Genomic DNA, 21,960 nt, shown 5'->3' with positions numbered 1-21,960 from the left:
GCGCGTGCGCAACCGGTCACCGGCTGTCGCCCGTTCATCGTCTCCCCGTTTTCCTGCCCGCGACTCGCGCATCCGACGCGAGCCGGGCGCCCGGGCGCCCCGGCGCCCGTTTCGCGGCGGCGCCGGCGAGCATTCACGGCAGAGCACGGCTCGACCTCGAAGGAGGAGATACATGCAAGCGGATCTGGAAACCCGCGTCGCGCGGAAACTGATGTGGCGCATCATTCCGTTCGTGATGCTGCTTTATTTCGTCAGCTTTCTCGATCGCGTCAACGTCGGCTTTGCCGCGATGACGATGAACAAGGCGATCGGCCTGTCGCCGACCGCGTTCGGGTTCGGCGGCGGCCTGTTCTTCATCGGCTACTTCCTGTTCGAAGTGCCGTCCAACCTGATTCTGCATCGCGTCGGCGCGCGCATCTGGATCGCACGCGTGATGGTCACGTGGGGGATCGTGTCGGCGGTGTCCGCATTCGCGGCCGGGCCGACGAGCTTCTACGTGCTGCGCTTCCTGCTCGGCATGGCCGAGGCCGGATTCTTCCCCGGCATCATCCTGTACCTGAGCCTGTGGTTTCCCGCGAAGCAGCGTGCGGTGGCCGCCGCGTGGTTCATGGCGGCCGCGCCGATCTCGACCGCGATCGGTTCGCCGCTGTCGGGCGCGATCATGCAGATGCCGCCGATGTTCGGGCTCGCCGACTGGCAGATGCTGTACATCGTCGAAGCGCTGCCGGCGGTCGTGCTCGGCTTCGTCGTGCTCAGGTGCCTGACCGATTCGCCGTCGAAGGCCGCATGGCTGCGGGCGGACGAGCGCGACTGGCTGGTCGCGAAGCTGAAAGCCGAAGCCGATGCGCGCCACACGCATGCCGGACATACCGCCGGCGCGTGGCAGGCGCTGCGCGATCCGCGCGTGCTGGCGCTTGCGCTGATCTATTTCGGCACGTCGGCGGGACTGTATACGCTCGGCCTGTGGGCGCCGTTGATGGTCAAGCAGTTCGGCTTCACCGCGCTGCAGACGGGTCTGCTCACCGGCATCCCGAGCATCGCCGCGGTCGTCGCGATGATCGCCTGGGCGAGGCATTCGGATCGCAGCGGCGAGCGCACCTGGCACGTCGTGATTCCGTGCGTGCTCGCGTGTATCGGCTTCGTGTTTGCGGGGCAGGCGGGCACCGCGCTGCTCACCGTGCTCGCGCTGGTCGTCGTCAACATCGGGATCAGTGCCGCGAAGGCGCCGCTGTGGGCGATGCCGAGCGCGTTCCTGTCGGGTGCCGGCGCGGCGGCCGGCATCGCGATGATCAACTCGATCGGCAACCTCGGCGGGTTCGTCGGGCCGTTCGCGATCGGCTGGCTGAAGCACGTGACGGGTGGTTATGCCGCGGGGCTCTACGTGGTGGCGGGCACGCTCGCGGTGTCGGCGGTCGTCACGCTGATGCTGAGCCGCAAGGGTGCGAGGGAAGCGGCCGTGCCGGGCGTGCGGCATCACTCGTAGGCGCGGCCGGTGCGCCGGGACGCCGGGCAGGTGCGTATCGCGAGCACGCCCGGCTTCATGCATCGAGATGACTCGCAGCTTGCCATGACTGGCGCGGCGGTGCCGTGCCGTCGGTGCGCTACGCGGCGTGATGCAATTGCGGAAGGGGAAGCGGAATGGCGGGGGGAGAGGGAGGGAGCGGCAGGCTGCGTGCGTGAAGAAGAGGATCAACCCGCGCAGCCTGCCTGACCGTGCCGCATCCAGCGATGCGGCACGGCGTCGAGCGAGGCGACTTACTTGTCGTCGCCCTTGATCTGCGGCAGCGCCGATGCTTCGCCCGGCGTCAGCAGCCCGACTTGCGAATACACGCGCAGCTTGTCGCGCGTATCGGTGATGTCGAGGTTGCGCATCGTCAGCTGGCCGATCCGGTCGCGCGGCGAGAACGTCGATGCCACCTTCTCCATCGACAGGCGTTCCGGCTGGTACGTGAGGTTCGGCGACTTCGTGCTCAGGATCGAGTAGTCGTTGCCGCGGCGCAGTTCGATCTTCACTTCGCCGGTGATCGCGCGCGCGACCCAGCGCTGGGCCGTTTCACGCAGCATGATCGCCTGCGGGTCGAACCAGCGGCCCTGGTACAGCAGGCGGCCGAGACGGCGGCCGTTCTCGCGATACTGCTCGATCGTGTCTTCGTTGTGGATGCCGGTGACCAGACGCTCGTACGCGATGTACAGCAGCGCGAGGCCCGGGGCTTCGTAGATGCCGCGGCTCTTCGCCTCGATGATCCGGTTTTCGATCTGGTCGCTCATGCCGAGGCCGTGACGGCCGCCGATGCGGTTCGCTTCCAGCAGCAGCTCGACCGGGTCGGTGAACTCGACGCCGTTCAGCGCGACCGGCTGGCCGGCTTCGAAGCGCACCGTCACTTCTTCCGCGGCGATCTTCACGTCGTCGCGCCAGAACGCGACGCCCATGATCGGGTTCACGATCTTGATGCCGCTCTCGAGGCTTTCGAGATCCTTCGCTTCGTGCGTCGCGCCGAGCAGGTTCGAATCGGTCGAGTAGGCCTTCTCGGCCGACATCTTGTACGCGAAGCCTGCCTGGTTCATGAATTCGGACATTTCGGCACGGCCGCCGAGCTCGTCGATGAACGTCTGGTCGAGCCACGGCTTGTAGATCTTCAGATCCGGGTTCACGAGCAGGCCGTAGCGGTAGAAGCGCTCGATGTCGTTGCCCTTGTACGTGCTGCCGTCGCCCCAGATGTTGACGCCGTCTTCCTTCATCGCGGCGACGAGCATCGTGCCCGTCACGGCGCGGCCGATCGGCGTGGTGTTGAAGTACGTGACGCCGGCCGTCGTGATGTGGAACGCGCCGCTTTGCAGCGCCGCGATGCCTTCTGCGACGAGCTGCGCGCGGCAGTCGATCAGGCGGGCGCCGGCTGCGCCGTATTCGATCGCGCGTTTCGGGATCGCGTCGTAATCGTCTTCGTCGGGCTGGCCGAGGTTCGCCGTGTATGCGTACGGGACGGCGCCCTTGAGTTTCATCCAGTGCAGCGCTGCGCTGGTGTCCAGGCCGCCGGAGAAGGCGATACCGACCTTCTGGCCGGTCGGGAGGCTTTCGAGAATCGTGCTCATAGGAATTACCGTGGATTGAAGCCGGTGGGATCGTATTTCGCGGAATATGCGAGTATCGGCTGTCCGGGAGGTTGGGGCAAGGGTTGATTTTCGTCCGGAACCGTCGCCGGGCCTGTCGCGGCGGGCCTGACGGGCGGTTAACCGGGTAGAGAACGCCGCCCGGGGCGGCGCGAAATCGCAGCAAATCAGGCGCCGATGAGCCCGGACGCCGGCCGTGTTTCCGGGGCCGGATCGGCCGAATGGCGGGGCTGCAGCGGTCAGGATGCCGGTGCGCCGATCCGAAAGGAATATGAAAGGCGTCGGCGTGACGCCCGGATGCCCGCGAGCGTCAGATGTTCCACGACTGCGCGGTGTCGAGCAGTTTCTCGCGCAACTGGTCGACTTCCACGGCCAGCTTGGCCGTGATCGACACGTAGCCCGACAACTGCGGCGGCGGTGCGTCGTGCGGTGGGTCGGCCGGCCGGCGGCGCGGCGCGAGCCGGCTCGGCGTGCCGAACTTGAGCGCGCGGCTCGCGCCGACCAGCGTATCGCGGATGCGCCGGTTCACGGCCTTCATGTCGACGCGCATGTATTCGCGGGCCGCGACGTCGTCGCGGGCCGGCACCGCGCTCGACAGGATCTCCAGATAGCCGATGCACAGGCGCAGGCTGCGCTGGATCGCCTCGAGCTGCGTCATCGACGTCTCGCATTCCTTCGACACCGACGGCATCAGCGAACGCAACTGTACGAGCAGCGCGCTCAGCGCGGCCATTTCCTTCAGGTGCGCGTCGTCGCTCACCTGGCGGTCGCCCGCGACCCGCGCATGCACGGCCGCGCACGCGCGCAGCGCGTCGGCGAGCTTGTAGCGCCACGAGTAGGTCGCATAGAGCGGCAGCGCGAACGAGAACGCCAGCGCGATCGCGATGCCGATCAGCACGTTCACCGCGCGCCACAGGCCGTCGACGATCTCGTTGTCGCCGTGCCCGGCGACGATCACCATCGTGATCGCCGACAGCAGCGCGATATAGCCGGCCTTGCCGATCGCGTGATACGCGCAGATGCCGCACGCGAGCGCCATCAGCAGGTAGATCGCGATCGGTGCGTGCGCGGCGGAATACAGCAGGATCAGCCCGAGCCCCGCGAGCGCGCCGATCGACGTGCCGAGCGCGCGCTCGGCCGCCTTCTTGCGGATGTTGCCGTGATGCTGCAGCCCGCCGACGACGATCAGCACGGTAATCGTCGACCACTCGCCGTGCGGCACGTTCAGGCCGGTGGACAGCGCGATCGACACGAGAATCGCGAGCGCGACGCGCGCCGCATGGATCAGCTTCGCGTGCCGGTAGCGGCGGTACGGGTCGAGCAGCGGGCGGAGCGCGTTGCGCAGGAGCGGAGGCAGCCGGGCAGGGAACGGAGTGGTCATGACGGAGCTGGAGTGGCCGGAACGCGCATCGCGGCCTGCGCGGGCCGGCGCCGCGCCGCATGCGCAGCAGACGTAACGCTAGCCGAACGCGGCAGGGCTGTCCACGGCGCGGTCGTCCGGCGGGGCCGGCCGCCGCGCGGTTTCGCGTCACGTCAGCGCGATGTCATGCGTCCGCGGTGCCCGGCTGCGCTTCCAGCACGCGGTTGCGTCCGCCGGACTTCGCGCGGTACAGCGCCTCGTCGGCACGCCGCAGCAGCGTCGCGGCGTTCAGGCGGCCGTCGGCGGCGGTCGCCGCGCCGATGCTCGCCGTGACACGCCCGTACGGGCTTTTCACGTGCTCGATGCCGAGCTCCGCGATCGCGCGCCGGATGCCTTCGGCGACGGTCAGCGCGCCTTGCGCATCGGTGTCGGGCAGCGTGACGACGAATTCCTCGCCGCCGTAGCGCGCGACGTGATCGCCGTCGCGACGCAGGCAGCGCGACGCGGTTTGCGCGACGCGCCGCAGCACGTCGTCGCCGGCCGGGTGGCCGTAGTAGTCGTTGAACGCCTTGAAGTGATCGACGTCGACGAACAGCACCGACAGCGGGCGGCCGCTGCGTGACGCCCGCTGCGCTTCCTTCGCGAGCACCGTGTCGAACGTGCCGCGGTTGTCGAGGCCCGTCAGCGCATCGGTGTGCGCGAGCCGGTACAGCTTCGATTCGGCGACCTGCCGGCGCGTCAGTTCGCGCGACAGCGCCAGCGATCCCCACGCGATGAACCCGGTGAACAGGCACATCAGCACGACGGTCCAGATCGCGCGGTGGTGCCACGACGCGTAGATGTCGACCTCGGCGGGCGCGACGTCGACGATCAGCGGCAGGCCGGCGAGATGCTTGTAAACATAGACGCGCCGCACGCCGTCGATGCTGCCGACGCCCGACAGCACGCCTTCCCGCCTGCGCAGCGCCTCGATGAACAGCGGCGACCTGCGCAGGTCGATGCCGACCACGCGCGCGTCGTAGGGCAGGCGGCTCACGAGCGTGCCGTTGAGCTCGGCGATTGCCGCGCTGCCGTGCTTGCCGACCGCGAGGCCGTCGAGCAGCGCGCGGAAGTAGTCGATGCTGAGCGTGCCGACGACGATGCCGCCGAACGAGCCGTCGGGCAGCGTGATCCGGCGGCTGAGCGCGATCGTCAGCGCGCCGCCGCGCAGCCGGGATGCGTACGGCCGGCTGATATAGAGGCCCTGCGCGACATCGTTGCGGTGCACGGTGAAATAGTCGCGATCCGCAAAGTTGCCTTGCCGCGCGGGCGACGCGCTCGAATCGATCACGATATTGCCGTGCGCATCCATCACGAACAGCGACCCGAGATATTCGCCGGTGGCGGCGCGGTCGAACAGCAGCCGATGGCGCTGGCGGGGCGGCAATGTCGTCAGTTCCGGATCGGCCACGCCGTCGAGGACGTTCTGCAGCGACAAATCGTAGAGCTCGATATTGCGCGCGATATCGCGTTCGATCAGCAGCATCAGGTTGCGTGCATTTTCGACCGCATGCTCATATGCATCGCGCCGCGCCTCGATTAAAAGCGCCGTGGAAAGCCCCCAGCTGAACATCAGCAGCAAAATCCCCGCAACGAGTACGCCGCGGGGCGACAGAATGCGTGCCACGATCGACGCCGTATGGCGGCGCAGCGTGGCGGGCAGCGTGAATGACTTCATCCTCGAGGGTGGCGGGCGGCGGATTTCGCGTCGTTGGCGATTCCGCTCGCTGTTGATTTCGAATCGGGCCGCATTATCTCGCGAATTCCAGGCATTCGTGTGCGCATGCAAAACATGCATGCCGGGGCGGTGATTCAAAACGGTTACGCATCGTTACCGCTTTAGGTGCGAGTGATTTGATTTGAATCAATTGCCGATATCGGTCATTTTGTCTGAATAATCCCGTGATTACCCGGCGATTATGTATGCCGGCGTGGTAGCTGGCGGATTGCGACAAGCCAACGGAGAAACACCTGGGAGAGGAAAACGGGATGACGGCCCGGAGTACATGGTTTTTGCACCGGAGCGCGGCGACGGCCCGGCCTGACCCGGTCGCGACGCGGCCAACCCCTTGATTCTGCGAAATCTCCGGAGCGGCCACGGGCGGCGGCACCCGAGCTGTCCCCGTGACGAATCAGGTAGAATCCGCGCTTCGCCGCAGGCGCCCGCCGCGCAACGCGTATCGGGGCCGCATCGAATGCATCGCAGGACGCGCCCCGCGCTCCGATTCCGCATGCGCCGGCTACGGATGCCGGCCCGCTCAACGTTCGTCTCGTTTATGTCCGCACTTCCGAAATCCGACCAACCCGGTTCGTCCGCGAACCCACCCAAGCTTCATCGCGCGCTGAAGGCGCGCCACCTGACGATGATCGCCATCGGCGGCTCGATCGGCACGGGCCTGTTCGTCGCGTCCGGCGCGTCGATCTCGCAGGCCGGCCCCGGCGGCGCGATGGTCGCGTACATGCTGATCGGCCTGATGGTCTACTTCCTGATGACGAGCCTCGGCGAAATGGCCGCGTTCATGCCGGTGTCGGGCTCGTTCGCGACCTACGGCGCGAAATACGTGGACGAGGGCTTCGGTTTCGCGCTCGGCTGGAACTACTGGTACAACTGGGCCGTGACGATCGCGGTGGAGCTCGTCGCCGCGCAGCTCGTGATGCATTACTGGTTTCCGGACGTCCCGGGCGTGTGGTGGAGCGCGGCGTTCCTCTGCGTGATGTTCCTGCTCAACGCGCTGACCGTGCGCGGCTTCGGCGAGGCCGAATACTGGTTCGCGCTGATCAAGGTCGTCACCGTGGTCGCGTTCATCGGCGTCGGCCTGCTGATGATCTTCGGCATTCTGAAGGGCGCGCCGGGCAACGGCTGGGGCAACCTGACGATCGGCGACGCTCCGTTCGCGGGCGGCCTGCCGGCGTTGATGGGCGTCGCGATGATCGCCGGCTTCTCGTTCCAGGGCACCGAGCTGATCGGCGTCGCGGCCGGCGAATCGGAAAACCCGCGCACGACGATCCCGCGCGCGGTGCGCCAGGTGTTCTGGCGGATCCTGCTGTTCTACGTGTTCGCGATCTTCGTGATCGGCGTGCTGATTCCCTATACCGACCCGAACCTGCTGAAGACGGACGTGACCGACATCGGCGTGAGCCCGTTCACGCTCGTGTTCCGCCACGCGGGCCTCGCATTCGCGGCCGGCGTGATGAACGCGGTGATCCTGACGGCCGTGCTGTCGGCCGGCAACTCGGGCATGTACGCGTCCACGCGGATGCTCTACAACCTCGCGACCGAAGGCCGTGCGCCGAGGATCTTCGCGAAGCTGTCGCGCGGCGGCGTGCCGCGCAACGCGCTGTACGCGACGACGGCCGTCGGCGCGCTGTGCTTCTTCACGTCGCTGTACGGCGACAAGACGGTCTACCTGTGGCTGCTGAACACGTCGGGGATGACGGGCTTCATCGCATGGCTCGGCATCGCGGTCAGCCACTACCGGTTCCGCAAGGGGTACGTGAAGCAGGGCTACGCGCTCGACCAGCTGCCGTATCAGTCGAAGTGGTTCCCGTTCGGCCCGCTGTTCGCATTCGTGCTGTGCCTCGTGATCGCGCTCGGGCAGGACTATCAGGCGTTCCTCGCGAACCGGATCGACTGGGCCGGCGTGGCCGCGACCTATATCGGCATTCCGCTGTTCCTCGTCGTGTGGCTCGGCTTCCGGTTCCTGAAGAAGAGCCGTTTCGTGCGCTACGAGGACATGGAAATCGCGCCGTGGGTCGCCGCGAGCCGCGGCGCACAGCGGCAGCCGGTGGCGAACCGCGAAACCGCGGGCTGACGCGGGCGCGGCGTACAGCCGCGCGGCATGCGACGAAACGGGAAGCCGCGCGCTTCCCGTTTTTTTTGCCCGGCTTTTGCCTGCACGGGGTCAAAGCCGGTTATATTGCCCGACCCTACCGGGCCATGGCCCGGCCGGCGCGGGGCGCGCAGCGCGGATCGGCATCCGGCGCGCGCGCGGTGCGGCGGCCGGCGAGATGCCCGGCGTTTTCATCGTTCCATGCGGGCCGATACGGCCCGCGGAGCGCGCAACCCAGAGGAATCCATGAGCGCATCACCCGCCGAGCGGAAGGCCGGACCCGTTTCCATCGTGCGAATCGAAGCCGCGATCAACGCGTGGCGCGAAGTGTACCCGCCGGCGCCCGACGGCGAGGACGGCTACGCGCTCGACGCCGGCAGCAATTGCCTCGCGGAGCTGTACGGCACGATGATCTGCTACCAGCTGCCGGACGTGCCGCTCGACTCGCTGAGCGACGCGCAGCGCGACGCGCTCTACGCGACCGAGGTGTGACGGACGGCGCGTGACGCCGCCGTGCCGCGGCGCCGATCAGGCAACGGGAAGCTCGCGGGCTTCCCGTTTTGCTTTGGGCGGCGCCGGGCCGGGGTCGTGCGTGGCGGATTGCGCCGCCTGCGGTATCGTGACGACATCGTCCGGCCAGGGTTGACCGCCGGATCGCTGTCCGGGAGACATCGAACATGGAGTTGAGACACCTCCGCTACTTCGTCGCGGTTGCCGAAGAGCGGAATTTCACGCGGGCGGCCGAACGGCTGCATATCGCGCAGCCGCCGCTGAGCCGGCAGATCCAGCAGCTCGAGGAAGCGCTCGGCGTGCCGCTGTTCGAGCGCAACGCGCGGCCGCTGAAGCTGACCGACGCGGGGCGCTTCTTCTATTCGCACGCGGTGCAGCTGCTCGCACAGACGACCGAGCTCGAATCGATGACGAAGCGGGTCGGCAAGATCGAACGCAGCATGTCGGTCGGCTTCGTCGGCTCGACGCTGTACGGGATGCTGCCGAAGATCATCCGGCGCTTTCGCAGCGAGTATCCGGCCGTCGAGCTGAGCCTGCACGAGATGTCGACGATGGACCAGATCAAGGCGCTGAAGGAAGGGCGCATCGACGTCGGGTTCGGGCGCATCCGCCACGAGGACCCGAGCGTGCGGCGCGTCGTGCTGCGCGAGGAGCGGATGATCGTCGCGCTGCCGGTCGGCCATGTGCTCGACAGCGCGAAGCCCGTGCTGTCGCTGCACGATCTCGTGAACGACACGCTGATCATCTTTCCGAAGGCGCCGCGCCCGAGTTATGCGGACCAGGTGCTCGCGGCCTTTCACGATCGCGCGCTGCAGCCGCGCAAGATCTACGAGACGCGCGAACTGCAGATCGCGCTCGGTCTCGTCGCGATGGGCGAGGGCGTGTCGGTGGTGCCGCATAGCGTGTACGGGCTGAAGCGCGACGACATCAGCTACAAGCCGCTCGACGATCCGAACCTCGTGTCGCCGATCATCATGAGCATGCGGATGCTCGACGAATCGGAGGACATCCGCGCGATGCAGGCGCTGATCTACCGGCTGTACGACGAGGCGCAGATGGAGTATCTGCCGCCGCAGCCCGAATGAACACGCGGGCGGTGGGGGCTTGCTTGACGCTGGGCGCGGGCCAACATCGCCGGATCCGGCAAGGCCGCCGAGGTGCGGCCGCTTTCATGCAGACGACAGGCACATGACCGACATTCCGATCGAGGAGACAACCGTCGAGACGCCGCAAGGGCGCCTCTTTGCGAAACGCTGGCGCGGCGGCCCGGCGCAACGGGCAGCGGGTGCGCCCGAGCCGGCCGCCTCCGAGCCGGCCGCACCTGAGCCGGCCGCGCCGATCGTGCTGCTGCACGATTCGCTCGGCTGCGTCGACCTGTGGCGCGACTTCCCCGCGCAGCTCGCGAGCGCCACGCAGCGCGACGTGATCGCCTACGACCGCCTCGGCTTCGGCCGTTCGGATCGGCATCCGGGGAAACTCGGCACGACGTTCGTGCGCGACGAGGCCGATCATGCGTTCGCGGCATTGCTCGACCAACTCGATATCGATGCGTTCGTCGCGTTGGGGCACAGCGTAGGCGGCGGGATGGCGGTCGGGTGTGCCGCCGCCTATCAGGCGCATTGCCGTGCGCTCGTGACGATCGCCGCGCAGGCGTTCGTCGAGGATCGCACGCTGGCCGGCATTCGCGACGCGGGGCGGCAGTTCGACGAGCCGGGCCAGCTCGACCGGCTCGCGCGTTATCACGGCGACAAGGCCGAATGGGTGCTGCGCGCGTGGGTCGACACGTGGCTGTCGCCCGCGTTTCGCCACTGGAGTCTCGACGACGATCTGCCGCGCGTGCAATGCGCGACGCTCGCGATTCACGGCGAAGACGACGAATACGGATCCGACGTGCATCCGAAGCGGATCGCCGCGCGCGTCGCGGGGCCATCGTCGTATCTGTTACTCGGCCGGTGCGGGCACATGCCGCACCGCGAGCGGACCGACGACGTGCTGGCCGCCATCGCGACGTTCCTGCGCGACGCGCTCGCCTGAGCGCGGCTGCCGTCGGCGGGCGCGGGCCCGCCGGCCGTCAGAACGCGAGCTGGATCGCGAGGTCGATCGCGAGCAGCGCGATCGAACAGCCGATCCCGAGGATCACGTTCGGCAGCCGGTGCTCGAAGTCGCGATTGTCGCGGCGCATCGCGGCGCCGAGCAGGAAGATCGCCTCGACGAGGATCTGCAGCCCGACGAACAGCAGCATCAGCAGATACTCGTAACCCATCTGCTTGAACGCGCCGAACTGCATCCCGTGATCGCGGATCCATTGGCCGACGCGCAGCAGCTCGTAGACGAACAGCAAGGCGGGAAACAGGTAGCTGATGAAATAGGTCGGCGCGGTGGCGTGCCGTAGTTCGAGGTGGAAGTGCTGATGCGTGGTTGCCATCACGAATCCCTCCTTGCAACGCATGATTGCGGTCGCGACGGCCGCGCGACGATGTGCCGATACAGGGATTACCCGAGGCGTCGTGCGCAGCCGTACGTCGCCAGCATACTGCCGCGCGGGAAATTTGGCATGCGATGCATGCGTTCGTCGTAAAAATGCGTATGCGCCGCGCGACGCGCGCCATCGCACCGTATTCACCGGAGGCGCTGCGCTGGCCGGTTCTGCGTCGCTCGATGCATCACCGGCGCCGTTCAGCGTTTCGCTTCCGCGCCTTCGACAAACAGCTTCGCGACCGCCTGGAATTCCCGTTTCAGCGACAGGCCCGGCACGGTCAGCCAGCGCAGCATCGCCGCGAGATACAGGTGATGGAACCACGTCGCGAGCTGGTCGGCCCGCAGCGCGCCGTTCAGTTCGCCTGATTGCTGCCCGGCCGCGATCAGCTGCTGCCACACGAGCGCGATATCGCTGCCGTTCTCGTTGCCGCTTTCCGGTTCGGCCACGCCGATGCTCAGGAAGCGATGGCGCAGATACGCGAGCAGGTACGCGGGATGCTGCTCGCACCACGCGGCCGATGCATCGAGCACGCAGCCGAGGCGCGACACGAACGTCTTGCGCCGCGCGACATCGCGCTGCAGATGGGCGAGGTCGCGCGCGAGCTCGCCTTCGAGCCAGTGCGCGAGCACGGCTTCCTTCGTCGCAAAGTGGTTGTACAGCGTGCGCTTCGCGACATCGGCCTGCGCGGCGATCTGCTCCATCGTGACGGCATCGTAACCGTGCGCGTCGAACAGGCGTGCGCCGGTGGCGGCGAGGTGCGCGAGCATCTGGATGCGCTTGCGCGCGCGGCGGCCCGGATCGTCGGTCGGAGTCGGCATGGCGAGGGATCGGATAAAAGTGTACGAATTGCATTAGTATACGACGTGCACTTTTATGAATCCACCTGCCACCGTCGGGTGCAAGGAGTCACGCATGAAACTCGTCATCGCCACCTACGGTACCGAAGGCGACACGCGCCCGCTCGCGGCGCTCGGCCGTGCGCTGATCGATGCCGGCCATGACGTCCGGCTGCTGGCCGACGCGGCGACGCTCGGCTCGGCCGCCATGCTCGGCGTGCCGTCGGCGGCGTTGTCCGGCGATATCCGCCGCGCGATTGCGCCGGAGGGCGCATTGGCCGATGCGGTGCGCGGGCGCGGCGGCTTCAACGACACGTCGAAGGCGCTCGCGGCGATCGCCAATGCGAACACGGCCGCGTGGATGCGGCAGGTCGCGGATGCGTCGGCCGGGTGCGACGCGATCCTCGTGTCGGGGCTCGTATCGTTCGTCGGCTTGTCGGTTGCCGAGTATCGCGGCGTGCCGGCGATCGGCGCCGGCATGATCCCGATTACGCCCACCGCGGCATTCGCGTCGCCGTTCCTGCCGCCGGGGAAGGTGCCGCGCTGGCTGAACCGTGCGAGCCACCGGTTCGTGAACGCGCTGCTGTGGCAGGCGTTCAGGAAGTCGACGAACGCGGCGCGCGCGCGCGTGTGCGGGTTGCCGCCGCGCAGGCGGGTGTGGAGCGATCATCCGATGCTGTACGGCGTGTCGCCGGCACTGCTGTCGGGCCCGGCCGACTGGCCGTCGCAGGCGCTGGCCTGCGGCCAGTGGCGAATCGATGCACGTGCATGGGAACCGCCGCCTGATCTCGCGGCGTTTCTCGATGCGGGCGATCCTCCCGTGTACATCGGTTTCGGCAGCATGGCCGGCTTCGATCGTGCCGGGATGGCCGATGCACTCGTGCGCGCGCTCGCCGGCCGGCGTGCGCTGTTCCATCCAGGCTGGAGCGGTATCGACGCGTCGATGCTGCCCGCGCACGTTCACGTGATCGGCGATACGCCGCATGACCGGCTGTTCCCGCGCGTGTCGATGGCGATCCATCATGGCGGGTCGGGCACCACGCATTCGGCTGCGCGGGCCGGCATTCCGTCCGTCGTCGTGCCGTTCGCGGGCGATCAGTTCTTCTGGGCGAACCGGCTGCAGCGGCTTGGCGTCGCGGATGCACCGGTCGCGGGGCGGCGCGTGGACGCCGCCGCGCTAGCGGGGGCCATCGCATTCGCGGAGCGCGGCGACACGAAGGCGCGCGCAACGGAACTCGGCGCGCGCATCGCGCAGGACGAAGGCCTGACGCTGGCCGTCAGTGCGATCGAGCGCTGGGGACGGCCGGGCGCGCGCTGAGCCCGCGCATCGACGTCAGAAATGCCCGGTGAAGCGATAGCGGCTGCCCGGGTGCCACAGGTTGGCGACCGACGCGACCATCCCTTGCGACCACGTGCGCCGATGCAGCAGCAGGCACGGCTCGCGGTCGTCCATCGTCAGGTGGCGGCGTGTTTCGGCGTCGGGCATCGCGGCCTCGATCCGGTATTCGACGCGCTGCAGCGGCGCGACGCGCGTCAGGTACTGGTTCGGCGTCGTCGTCGTGAAGTCCTGCAATGCGTATTCGGGCGCGCAGGCCGGATTGACCCAGCGTTCCTCGAGCTGCACGGGCGTGTCGTTCTCGAAGTGCAGCACGCGCGAATGGAAGATCGGGCTGCCGGTGTCGAGCTGCAGTTCGTCGGCGAGCTTCGCGTCGGCAACGGCCGCGCCGACCAGCAGCACCTGCGCGCGATAGCCGTGGCCGCGCGCGGCGACTTCGTCTGAGATGCTGCGGATCGCGACGAGCGTCGATTCGTACTTCGGCGACGCGACGTACGTGCCGGAGCCGCGCGTGCGCGTGAGCACCTGCTCGGCGGTCAGTTCGCGCAGTGCGCGGTTCACGGTCATCCGCGCGACGTTGAATTCGCGCGCGAGTTCGTTCTCCGACGGCACCTGGTCGCCTTCCGCCCATTCGCCGGCATGAATGCGCGCGAGGATGAAGTCCTTGATTTCCTGATAGATCGGTGTGGTCATGGGATCACGGTTCCAGAGTCGGCGGCGGCCCGCCGCCGAATGCCGATCCGGCGCGCGCCCGGCGCCGAGTGTACCGGTTTCGCGGGCGTGCGGGCCCGGATTTCCCGAATGATCCCTGTTCGGCCGACGCGCGTCCATGCGGGATTGCACAGAGCGGCCGGCCCGCGGCAGTCCGCGCGCGGTCAGAAGCGATGCCGGATGCCGACCGTCGCGACCACCTGCGTGTTGGTCGACGAAGCCGCGAGCCCCGTCACGTTCGCGAAGCCGAGCGTCGCGCCCGACGGCACGCCGAACTGGTGCTGGTAGACCGTCTCCGCATACACGTCGGTGCGCTTGCTCAGCGCGTAGTCGGCCATCAGCGTCACCTGGTGCCATTTCGGCCGGTGGCTGCCGGTGGCGTCGTCGTAGCGGCCGTCGGTGAACGTATAGGCGCCCGCGAACGAGACGGCCGGCGTCAGCGTGTAGCGCGCGTTGACCTCGAAGTTGTCGAAGCGCAGCGCGTTCAGCGCGCCGGGCAGCGACGACGCGGCCGTTTCGTCGAACATCGAGTGCGTCCACAGCGCGCCGACCGTCAGCCGGTCGAAGGCGTAGCTGCCGCCCGCGCCCATCACGCGCTGGCGCACGGCCGGGAAGTTCGGGCCGTCGTTCGTCGACAGCGCGCCGCCGGCCGTCAGCCCGCCGCGGTTGAGCTGCAGGTACGCGGCGCCGAGGCTGACCGGCCCGTTCGCATACGACACGCCCGCGCTGTACGCGCGGTTGTTCGCGAAGCCGCCGGCCGCGTTGCTGAACCCGTACAGGCCGCCGAACTGCCAGCCGGCGAGCGTCGGGCTCGTGTATTTCACCGCGTTGTCGATGTAGAACGAATCGTCGATGTTGTCGTTGTCGAACGGATGCGACGCGAGATTGTTGCCGTCGCCGTTGTTCGCCATCGCGAGCGGGCCGAGGTAGTCGACCACGGCATCGTATTGGCGGCCGAGCGTCACCGCACCGTACCGGTCGCTCTGCAGGCCGACGTACGCGCGGCGGCCGAACATCGTGTTCCGGTAGGACTGCGTGCCGTTGTTCAGGTTGAAGCCGTTCTCGAGGCGGAACAGCGCATGCAGGCCGCCGCCGAGATCCTCGTTGCCGCTCAGGCCGAAGACCGTATTCGACAGCAGGCCGCTGCCTTGCTGCCACGCGCTTTTACCCGACTGGTTGTCCGTATAAGCGATGCCCGCATCCAGCATCCCGTAGAGCGTGACGCTGCTTTGCGCATGCGCGGCGGCGCCGAAGAATGCGAGGGAAAGGGTACCGACGACTGCTTTTTTCATTGTGAGTGCTTCCTGGAAAGGCCCGTCGCGACGGGAACGACGATTCGTCGCGCGTTCGCGCCGGAACACGCGTTCGAATCGATGAATCGTTGAAACGGGGAGGCCGCGCGTGACGCGTGTCACGCGCGGCCGCGGCGAACGCCGCTAGAGCGTGTTAGGCACTTTTGCTAAGGTCTACAAAGTGGACGAGCATAAGCACGGCGAATACGATGAAGTGAAGTCCGGCCAAGGTTTCGGGCAATCTTTCGTAGTCTCTGGTCAATCGCCGGAAGCGGTTCAGCCAGCCGAAGCTGCGCTCGACCACCCAGCGCCTGGGCAACAGCACAAAGCCTTTCTTCGCCTCTGGCAGCTTGATGACGTGAAGCTCGATACCTTCGTCGCGGGCGGATTCGGCGGGTTCCTTACCCGTATAGCCCTGATCGGCAAACGCCACCTTCACCGTCTGGCCAGTGGCGCGCTGAACCTGTCGAGCAAGTTCACCCACCTGCGCACGTTCCTGTTCGTTGGCTGGTGTCACGTGTACCGCGAGCAACTGCCCCAACGTGTCCACCGCCATGTGCACCTTGCTGCCGCGCTTTCGTTTGTACCCGTCGTAGCCCGCACGCGGACCGCTCTCGCATGTCGACTGCAGCGTGCGGCCGTCGAGGATTACCGCGCTGGGCTGGCCCTGCCGATCCTGCGCAACACGAATTACCGAGCGCAGGTCGTTCACCATCGCTTCGAAGCAGCCCGCCTGTATCCATCGCTGTGTCTGCTGGTACACCATTTCCCATGGCGGAAACTCGTGAGGCATCAGGCGCCACGGGGCACCCGCACGCACAATCCAGCGCAGCGCGTTGAACATCTCGCGCAGTTCGTACCGCCGCTGCGGAGCGTCCTTTGTCATCAGCGTCAGGTACGGCGCCGCAAAACTCCATTCTTCGTCGGACACATCCGTCGGGTAAGGCTTCCGTTCTTTCATCTCAATACAATAGCGGTCCTTAGCGAAAGTTCATAACACGCTCTAGTGCTGCAACAGGCGGATCGTGCCGAACTCGGCGGCCGGCAGCAGGCGGAGGATCGACAGGATGGCCGGCGATGCCTGCGACCGTGCGACCTCGAGCTCGATGCAGGCGCGCCCGGTGCGCTTGTCGATCGCGGCCGTGTAGAAATTGAGCGCGGCGCCGACCGCCTGGTGCAGCAGGCGCCGCACGACGGCGAGGTTGTCGGATTCGACGCGGATCGACAGCAGCACGCGTTCGTCGGCAGGGTACCGGCGCCGCGAACGAACGGGCGGCAGAGCGCGTGAAGCGGCGGTTTCGGTTCTGGTCGGTTTCATGCTGGCACCCCGGTCGCATCGTGCTCCGCACCGCGGAGATCTCGTCTTTGACATGCCGTCCATTCTAGGAATCGCGGCGACGATACGGTGTATAGACTCGCGCGGGCCCTGAAAAGAACGCATAAAAATGCCCCGTCGGCCGGCTTTCTTCTTTACGGCTTTTTTATTCCTTGTAAAGAAATTGAACACCGCTTTGATACTCGGATTTCTACACTGTCGCATCCCATTCGCCAGACGAGCATGGGGGCGTCACACGGGCCTGCGCCTGCAAGGCAAGGCCCGCCACGCCGACGATCGCGCGGTGTCTCCGCGCATATGAAAAAAGGGGAAAGCCATGTTGTGGATCACCGGCGCGCTGTCGCTCGCGCTCTTTATCTATCTGTTTCATGCATTGATCAAACCCGAGCGGTATTGATCGGCGCGATTCAACAGGAATTCGAAAAATATCGGTGGATGTCATGAGCGATCTGCTTTTCATTCTGTTCACGCTCGCGTTCTTTGCCTTGACGGCCGGTTTCATCACCGGCCTTGACCGGATCTGAGCGAGCGTCGACATGTTCAACAATCTCATTCAATTCGCGATCGTTCTCGCGATCATGCTGGCACTGGTGCCCGTCGTCGGGAAATGGCTCGCGCACGCCTTTACGAGCCCGCGCCACGCGTGGGTCGAACGCCGTACCTATGCGCTGCTCGGCGTGAACCCCGACGAAGCGATGTCGTGGCAGCGCTACGGCATGGTGCTGCTGCTCAGCAATGCCGGGATGATGCTGCTCGGTTATCTGCTGCTGCGCATCCAGGACACGCTGCCGTTCGATGCACTGCAGCGCGCCGCGCAAAGCCCGGACCTCGCGTTCAACACCGCCGCGTCGTTCATCACGAACACGAACTGGCAGGCGTATGCGGGCGAGAGCAGCCTGTCGAACTTCTCGCAGATGGCCGTCATCACGTTCCTGATGGTGACCAGCGCGGCGACCGGCGTCGCGGCCGCGGGCGGCTTCATCCGCGGGCTGAGCCGCAAGAGCGCGGCGGACATCGGCAACTACTGGGTCGACTTCACGCGCGTGACCTATCGCGTGCTGCTGCCGCTCAGCTTCGCGATGGCGCTCGTGTACGTGTGGCAGGGCATGCCGCAGACGCTCGCATCCGATGCGTGGGCGACCACGCTCGAAGGCGCGCGCCAGCAGATCGTGACGGGGCCCGTTGCCAGCCTCGAATCGATCAAGCACATCGGCACGAACGGCGGCGGCTTCTTCAGCATGAACGCCGCGCATCCGTTCGAGAACCCGACGCCGCTCACCAACACGCTGCACATGCTGTCAATGCTGCTGATTCCGTCCGCGCTGACGTACACGCTCGGCACGATGATCGGCCGGCGCCGCCAGGGCTGGGTGATCCTCGGTGCGTTCGTCGTGATGTTCGTCGGCTTCCTCGCCGTGATCTATTCGGCCGAGCAGCACGGCAATCCGCTCGTGGCCGGGCTCGGCGTCGACCAGCAGATGAGCGCCGCGCAGCCGGGCGGCAACATGGAAGGCAAGGAGATGCGCTTCGGCATCGCGCAGACGAGCCTGTTCGCCACCGTCACGACCGCCGCGACCACCGGCTCGGTCGACGCGATGCACGACTCGCTGACGCCGCTCGGCGGCCTCGTGCCGATCGCGCAGATGATGCTGAACAACGTGTTCGGCGGCGACGGCGTCGGGCTGATCAACCTGTTCACGTTCGCGATCCTCACGGTGTTCCTGGTCGGGATGATGATCGGGCGCACGCCGGAATTCCTCGGCAAGAAGATCGAGGCGCGCGAGATGAAGCTCGTGATGCTCGCGGTGCTCGCGCATCCGTTCAGCATCCTCGGCTTCACCGCGCTGGCCGCGATGCTGCACTCGACGATGGACAGCCTCGCGAACCTCGGCCCGCACGGCTTCAGCGAAGTGCTGTACGCGTACACGTCGGGCACCGCCAACAACGGCTCCGCGTTCGCGGGCCTGAACGCGAACACGCCGTTCTTCAACACGACGATCGGCTTCGCGATGCTGATCGGCCGCTACCTGACGCTGCTGCCGATGCTCGCGGTCGCGGGCAGCCTCGCCGCGAAGAAGAGCGTGCCGGAAAGCGCGGGCACGCTGTCGACGTCGACGGGCCTGTTCGCCGGCCTGCTGGTCTTCGTGATCCTGGTCGTCGGCGGCCTCACGTTCCTGCCCGCGCTCGCGCTCGGCCCGGTCGTCGAGCACCTGCTGATGTCGGGCGGCCAACTGTTCTGAGGAAAACATCATGATGCAAGGCAATCGCCAGGCAGCGGCCGCCGCCGCGCCGGCACCCGGTTCTTCGTTCGGCGCGGCGACGCGCGGCCTCGTGCGGCCCGTGATCGCATCGTCGGTACTGTTCATGCTCGTCACGGGCATCGCGTATCCGCTGCTCACCACGGGCGTCGCGAACGTGCTGTTCCCGTCGCAGGCGCGCGGCAGTCTCGTGGAGCGCAACGGCACGACGATCGGCTCGACGGTGATCGGGCAGTCCTTCACGCGGGCCGGCTACTTCCACGGGCGGCCGAGCGCGACGACCGGCACCGATCCGGCCGATCCGTCGAAGACGGTCGAACAGCCGTACAACGCGGCCGGCAGCGGCGCCAGCAACCAGGGGGCAACCAGCAGGAAGCTCCTCGCGGATATCGCGCAGCGGGTACGCGCATACCGGCAGGAGAACGCGCTCGCGGCCGGCACGCCGGTACCGGCGGATGCCGTGACCGCGTCGGCATCGGGGCTCGATCCCGAGATCTCGGTGGCGAACGCGCGGCTGCAGGCGGCACGCGTCGCGCAGGCACGCGGCGTCGATGCCGCACAGGTCGCGGCGCTGGTCGAACGCATCGCATCGCCGCGCCAGCTCGGCGTGCTCGGCGAACCGCGCGTGCGCGTGCTCGACCTGAACCTCGCGCTGGATCGCGCATTCGGCCAGGCGGCCGGCGCGAAGTAATGGCAGGAACCACGGAGTCACTCATGTCCCATATCGAAACCCCGATCAATCCGGCGGCGATCCCGGTCGGCGCCGTGCCGCCGATGCGCCGGACGGCCGTGCTGCGCGAGGCCTTCCGCAAGCTCGCGCCGCGCGTGCAGTTGAAGAATCCCGTGATGTTCGTCGTCTATCTCGGCAGCATCGTCACGACCGTGCTGTGGCTGCAGGCGCTGACCGGCGCGGGCGATGCGCCGGCCGGCTTCATCTTCGCGGTCGCGTGCTGGCTGTGGTTCACCGTGCTGTTCGCGAACGCGGCCGAGGCGCTGGCCGAAGGGCGCGGCAAGGCGCAGGCCGACGCGCTGCGCGCGGCGCGCAAGCGCGTGTACGCGAAGGTGCTCGACGAGCCGAAGCGGTACGGCAGCACCAGCCATCGCGTGCCGAGCGACGAACTCGCCGCCGGCAGCATCGTGCTCGTCGAGGCCGGCGACACGATTCCCGCCGACGGCGAAGTGATCGACGGCGTCGCGTCGGTCGACGAATCGGCGATCACCGGCGAATCCGCGCCCGTGATCCGCGAGTCGGGCGGCGATTTCTCGTCGGTGACGGGCGGCACGCGCGTGCTGTCCGACTGGATCGTCGTGAAGATCACCGCGCAGCCGGGCGAGGCCTTTCTCGACCGGATGATCGCGATGGTCGAGGGCGCGAAGCGCGGCAAGACGCCGAACGAAGTCGCGCTGACGATCCTGCTCGTCGCGCTGACGATCATCTTCCTGCTCGTGTGCGCGACGCTGCTGCCGTTCTCGCAGTTCAGCGTGCTGCTGAACGCGTCGGGTTCGGCGGTGAGCCTGACCGTGCTGATCGCGCTGCTCGTCTGCCTGATCCCGACGACGATCGGCGCGCTGCTGTCGGCGATCGGCATCGCGGGGATGAGCCGCATGATGCGCGCGAACGTGCTCGCGACGTCGGGCCGTGCGATCGAGGCGGCCGGCGACGTCGACGTGCTGCTGCTCGACAAGACCGGCACGATCACGCTCGGCAACCGCGAGGCCGTGCAGTTCCGGCCGGCGCCGGGCGTGGACGAGCGTGCGCTGGCCGAGGCCGCGCAGCTGTCGTCGCTTGCCGACGAGACGCCCGAGGGGCGTTCGATCGTCGCGCTCGCGAAACAGCGGTTCTCGCTTGAGGGCAAGCCGATCGACGGCGGTTTTGCCGTGCCGTTCAGCGCGCGCACGAGGATGAGCGGCCTCGATATCGGCGGGCGGCAGGTGCGCAAGGGCGCGGCGTCGGCGATCCGCGCGCACGTCGATGCGCTCGGCGGTGCGTTTCCGCAGGCGGTCGAGACGGCCGTCAACGAAATCGCGCGGCGCGGCGGCACGCCGCTCGTCGTCGCCGACGGCGCCCGCGTGCTCGGCGCGATCGAGCTGAAGGACATCGTCAAGCACGGGATCGCCGCGCGCTTCGCCGAGTTGCGCAAGGTCGGCGTGAAGACCGTGATGATCACCGGCGACAACCGCCTCACTGCGGCGGCGATCGCGGCGGAAGCCGGCGTCGACGATTACCTGGCCGAAGCGACGCCCGAGGACAAGCTGCGGCTGATCCGCGAGCACCAGGCGAAGGGCCATCTCGTCGCGATGACGGGCGACGGCACCAACGACGCGCCCGCACTCGCGCAGGCCGACGTGGCTGTCGCGATGCACAGCGGCACGCAGGCGGCGAAGGAGGCGGCCAACATGGTCGACCTCGACAGCAACCCGACGAAGCTGATGCAGGTGGTCGAGGTCGGCAAGCAGATGATCATGACGCGCGGCGCGCTGACCACGTTCAGCGTCGCCAACGATCTCGCGAAGTATTTCGCGATCATCCCGGCCGCGTTCGTCGCGACCTATCCGGCGCTCGGCGCGCTGAACGTGATGGGCCTGCACAGCCCGACGTCGGCGATCCTGTCGGCGGTGATCTTCAATGCGCTGATCATCGTCGCGCTGATCCCGCTCGCGCTGAAGGGCGTGAAGTATCGCGCGGAACCGGCCGGGAAGCTGCTGGGGCGCAACCTGCTGATCTACGGCGTGGGCGGAATCGTCGCACCGTTCATCGGCATCAAGCTGATCGACATGCTGTTGACGCCGTTTATCTGACCGAACGCGCCGTCGCGGCCCCGCTCACGCCTTCGCGGCGTGCGCGGGGCCGTTCGGCGTTTCAAT

At 67.4% G+C, this 21,960-nt stretch carries 19 protein-coding genes; 10 read left to right on the top strand and 9 right to left on the bottom strand.

Features of this window, described 5'->3' with window-relative positions; translation table 11 throughout:
* The first annotated feature begins 172 nt into the window (after positions 1–172).
* The gene (locus DPV74_RS15135; RefSeq protein WP_059693855.1) at positions 173–1,483 is read left to right on the top strand and encodes an MFS transporter; all 1,311 of its coding nucleotides are present in this window, start codon (positions 173–175) and stop codon (positions 1,481–1,483) included.
* Positions 1,484–1,755: 272 nt separating this feature from the next.
* On the opposite strand, the gene argG is transcribed toward DPV74_RS15135, so the two are convergent.
* From argG to DPV74_RS15120, 3 genes are all read right to left on the bottom strand, one after another.
* On the bottom strand, positions 1,756–3,090 hold the full coding sequence (gene argG / locus DPV74_RS15130) for an argininosuccinate synthase (RefSeq protein WP_021157353.1): 1,335 nt from the start codon (positions 3,088–3,090) through the stop codon (positions 1,756–1,758).
* Between the two features lie 328 nt (positions 3,091–3,418).
* Positions 3,419–4,489 (bottom strand): FUSC family protein, encoded by a 1,071-nt coding sequence (locus DPV74_RS15125; protein ID WP_027790936.1) that lies wholly within the window; start codon positions 4,487–4,489, stop codon positions 3,419–3,421.
* Between the two features lie 163 nt (positions 4,490–4,652).
* On the bottom strand, positions 4,653–6,185 hold the full coding sequence (locus DPV74_RS15120; RefSeq protein WP_119337481.1) for a sensor domain-containing diguanylate cyclase: 1,533 nt from the start codon (positions 6,183–6,185) through the stop codon (positions 4,653–4,655).
* Between the two features lie 598 nt (positions 6,186–6,783).
* On the opposite strand from DPV74_RS15120, the gene DPV74_RS15115 reads away from it, so the two are divergent.
* The 4 genes from DPV74_RS15115 to DPV74_RS15100 all read left to right on the top strand — a co-directional run bounded on the left by DPV74_RS15115 (position 6,784) and on the right by DPV74_RS15100 (position 10,881).
* Positions 6,784–8,319, top strand: coding sequence for an amino acid permease (locus DPV74_RS15115; protein WP_119337488.1), 1,536 nt, complete (start codon positions 6,784–6,786; stop codon positions 8,317–8,319).
* A 264-nt stretch (positions 8,320–8,583) separates the two neighbouring features.
* Positions 8,584–8,829 carry a DUF3717 domain-containing protein gene (locus tag DPV74_RS15110; protein ID WP_042973317.1) on the top strand — a complete coding sequence of 82 codons (246 nt, stop codon included), beginning with the start codon at positions 8,584–8,586 and terminating at the stop codon, positions 8,827–8,829.
* Positions 8,830–9,014: 185 nt separating this feature from the next.
* Positions 9,015–9,932 (top strand): LysR family transcriptional regulator, encoded by a 918-nt coding sequence (locus tag DPV74_RS15105; RefSeq protein ID WP_021157347.1) that lies wholly within the window; start codon positions 9,015–9,017, stop codon positions 9,930–9,932.
* A 103-nt stretch (positions 9,933–10,035) separates the two neighbouring features.
* The gene (locus DPV74_RS15100) at positions 10,036–10,881 is read left to right on the top strand and encodes an alpha/beta fold hydrolase (RefSeq protein WP_119337480.1); all 846 of its coding nucleotides are present in this window, start codon (positions 10,036–10,038) and stop codon (positions 10,879–10,881) included.
* Positions 10,882–10,918: 37 nt separating this feature from the next.
* Here DPV74_RS15100 and DPV74_RS15095 read toward each other — a convergent pair whose 3' ends face one another.
* Together DPV74_RS15095 and DPV74_RS15090 are read right to left on the bottom strand one after the other, a co-directional pair.
* Positions 10,919–11,272, bottom strand: coding sequence for a hypothetical protein (locus DPV74_RS15095; RefSeq protein WP_027790941.1), 354 nt, complete (start codon positions 11,270–11,272; stop codon positions 10,919–10,921).
* 251 nt (positions 11,273–11,523) lie between these two features.
* A complete protein-coding gene (locus tag DPV74_RS15090; RefSeq protein WP_119337479.1) occupies positions 11,524–12,144 on the bottom strand; it encodes a TetR/AcrR family transcriptional regulator in 621 nt (206 codons plus the stop codon).
* 94 nt (positions 12,145–12,238) lie between these two features.
* Here DPV74_RS15090 and DPV74_RS15085 point away from each other — a divergent pair, with 94 nt between their 5' ends.
* Positions 12,239–13,480 (top strand): glycosyltransferase, encoded by a 1,242-nt coding sequence (locus DPV74_RS15085; RefSeq protein WP_119337478.1) that lies wholly within the window; start codon positions 12,239–12,241, stop codon positions 13,478–13,480.
* Between the two features lie 15 nt (positions 13,481–13,495).
* Here DPV74_RS15085 and hutC read toward each other — a convergent pair whose 3' ends face one another.
* From hutC to DPV74_RS15065, 4 genes are all read right to left on the bottom strand, one after another.
* A complete protein-coding gene (gene hutC / locus DPV74_RS15080; RefSeq protein WP_060065241.1) occupies positions 13,496–14,191 on the bottom strand; it encodes a histidine utilization repressor in 696 nt (231 codons plus the stop codon).
* A 182-nt stretch (positions 14,192–14,373) separates the two neighbouring features.
* A complete protein-coding gene (locus DPV74_RS15075; protein ID WP_119337477.1) occupies positions 14,374–15,501 on the bottom strand; it encodes a porin in 1,128 nt (375 codons plus the stop codon).
* A gap of 154 nt (positions 15,502–15,655) precedes the next feature.
* Positions 15,656–16,462, bottom strand: coding sequence for an IS5 family transposase (locus DPV74_RS15070; RefSeq protein ID WP_119337476.1), 807 nt, complete (start codon positions 16,460–16,462; stop codon positions 15,656–15,658).
* A 42-nt stretch (positions 16,463–16,504) separates the two neighbouring features.
* Entirely contained in the window at positions 16,505–16,819 is a 315-nt protein-coding gene (locus DPV74_RS15065; protein ID WP_080981915.1) for a hypothetical protein, read from the bottom strand.
* A 334-nt stretch (positions 16,820–17,153) separates the two neighbouring features.
* Here DPV74_RS15065 and kdpF point away from each other — a divergent pair, with 334 nt between their 5' ends.
* The 4 genes from kdpF to kdpB all read left to right on the top strand — a co-directional run bounded on the left by kdpF (position 17,154) and on the right by kdpB (position 21,894).
* Positions 17,154–17,234 (top strand): K(+)-transporting ATPase subunit F, encoded by an 81-nt coding sequence (kdpF, locus tag DPV74_RS42130; protein WP_063623159.1) that lies wholly within the window; start codon positions 17,154–17,156, stop codon positions 17,232–17,234.
* A gap of 139 nt (positions 17,235–17,373) precedes the next feature.
* The gene (gene kdpA, locus DPV74_RS15055; RefSeq protein WP_119337475.1) at positions 17,374–19,077 is read left to right on the top strand and encodes a potassium-transporting ATPase subunit KdpA; all 1,704 of its coding nucleotides are present in this window, start codon (positions 17,374–17,376) and stop codon (positions 19,075–19,077) included.
* 10 nt (positions 19,078–19,087) lie between these two features.
* Positions 19,088–19,786 carry a potassium-transporting ATPase subunit KdpC gene (gene kdpC, locus DPV74_RS15050; protein WP_027790948.1) on the top strand — a complete coding sequence of 233 codons (699 nt, stop codon included), beginning with the start codon at positions 19,088–19,090 and terminating at the stop codon, positions 19,784–19,786.
* Between the two features lie 83 nt (positions 19,787–19,869).
* Entirely contained in the window at positions 19,870–21,894 is a 2,025-nt protein-coding gene (kdpB, locus tag DPV74_RS15045; RefSeq protein WP_034196136.1) for a potassium-transporting ATPase subunit KdpB, read from the top strand.
* Positions 21,895–21,960 lie beyond the last annotated feature (66 nt).

The sequence above is a fragment of the Burkholderia sp. HAN2018 genome (genome assembly GCF_024704855.1).
In the GTDB taxonomy this organism is placed as follows: domain Bacteria; phylum Pseudomonadota; class Gammaproteobacteria; order Burkholderiales; family Burkholderiaceae; genus Burkholderia; species Burkholderia cepacia.
Note: the sequence above shows the minus strand (reverse complement) of the source record. Positions and strands in the feature narration are given on the sequence as shown.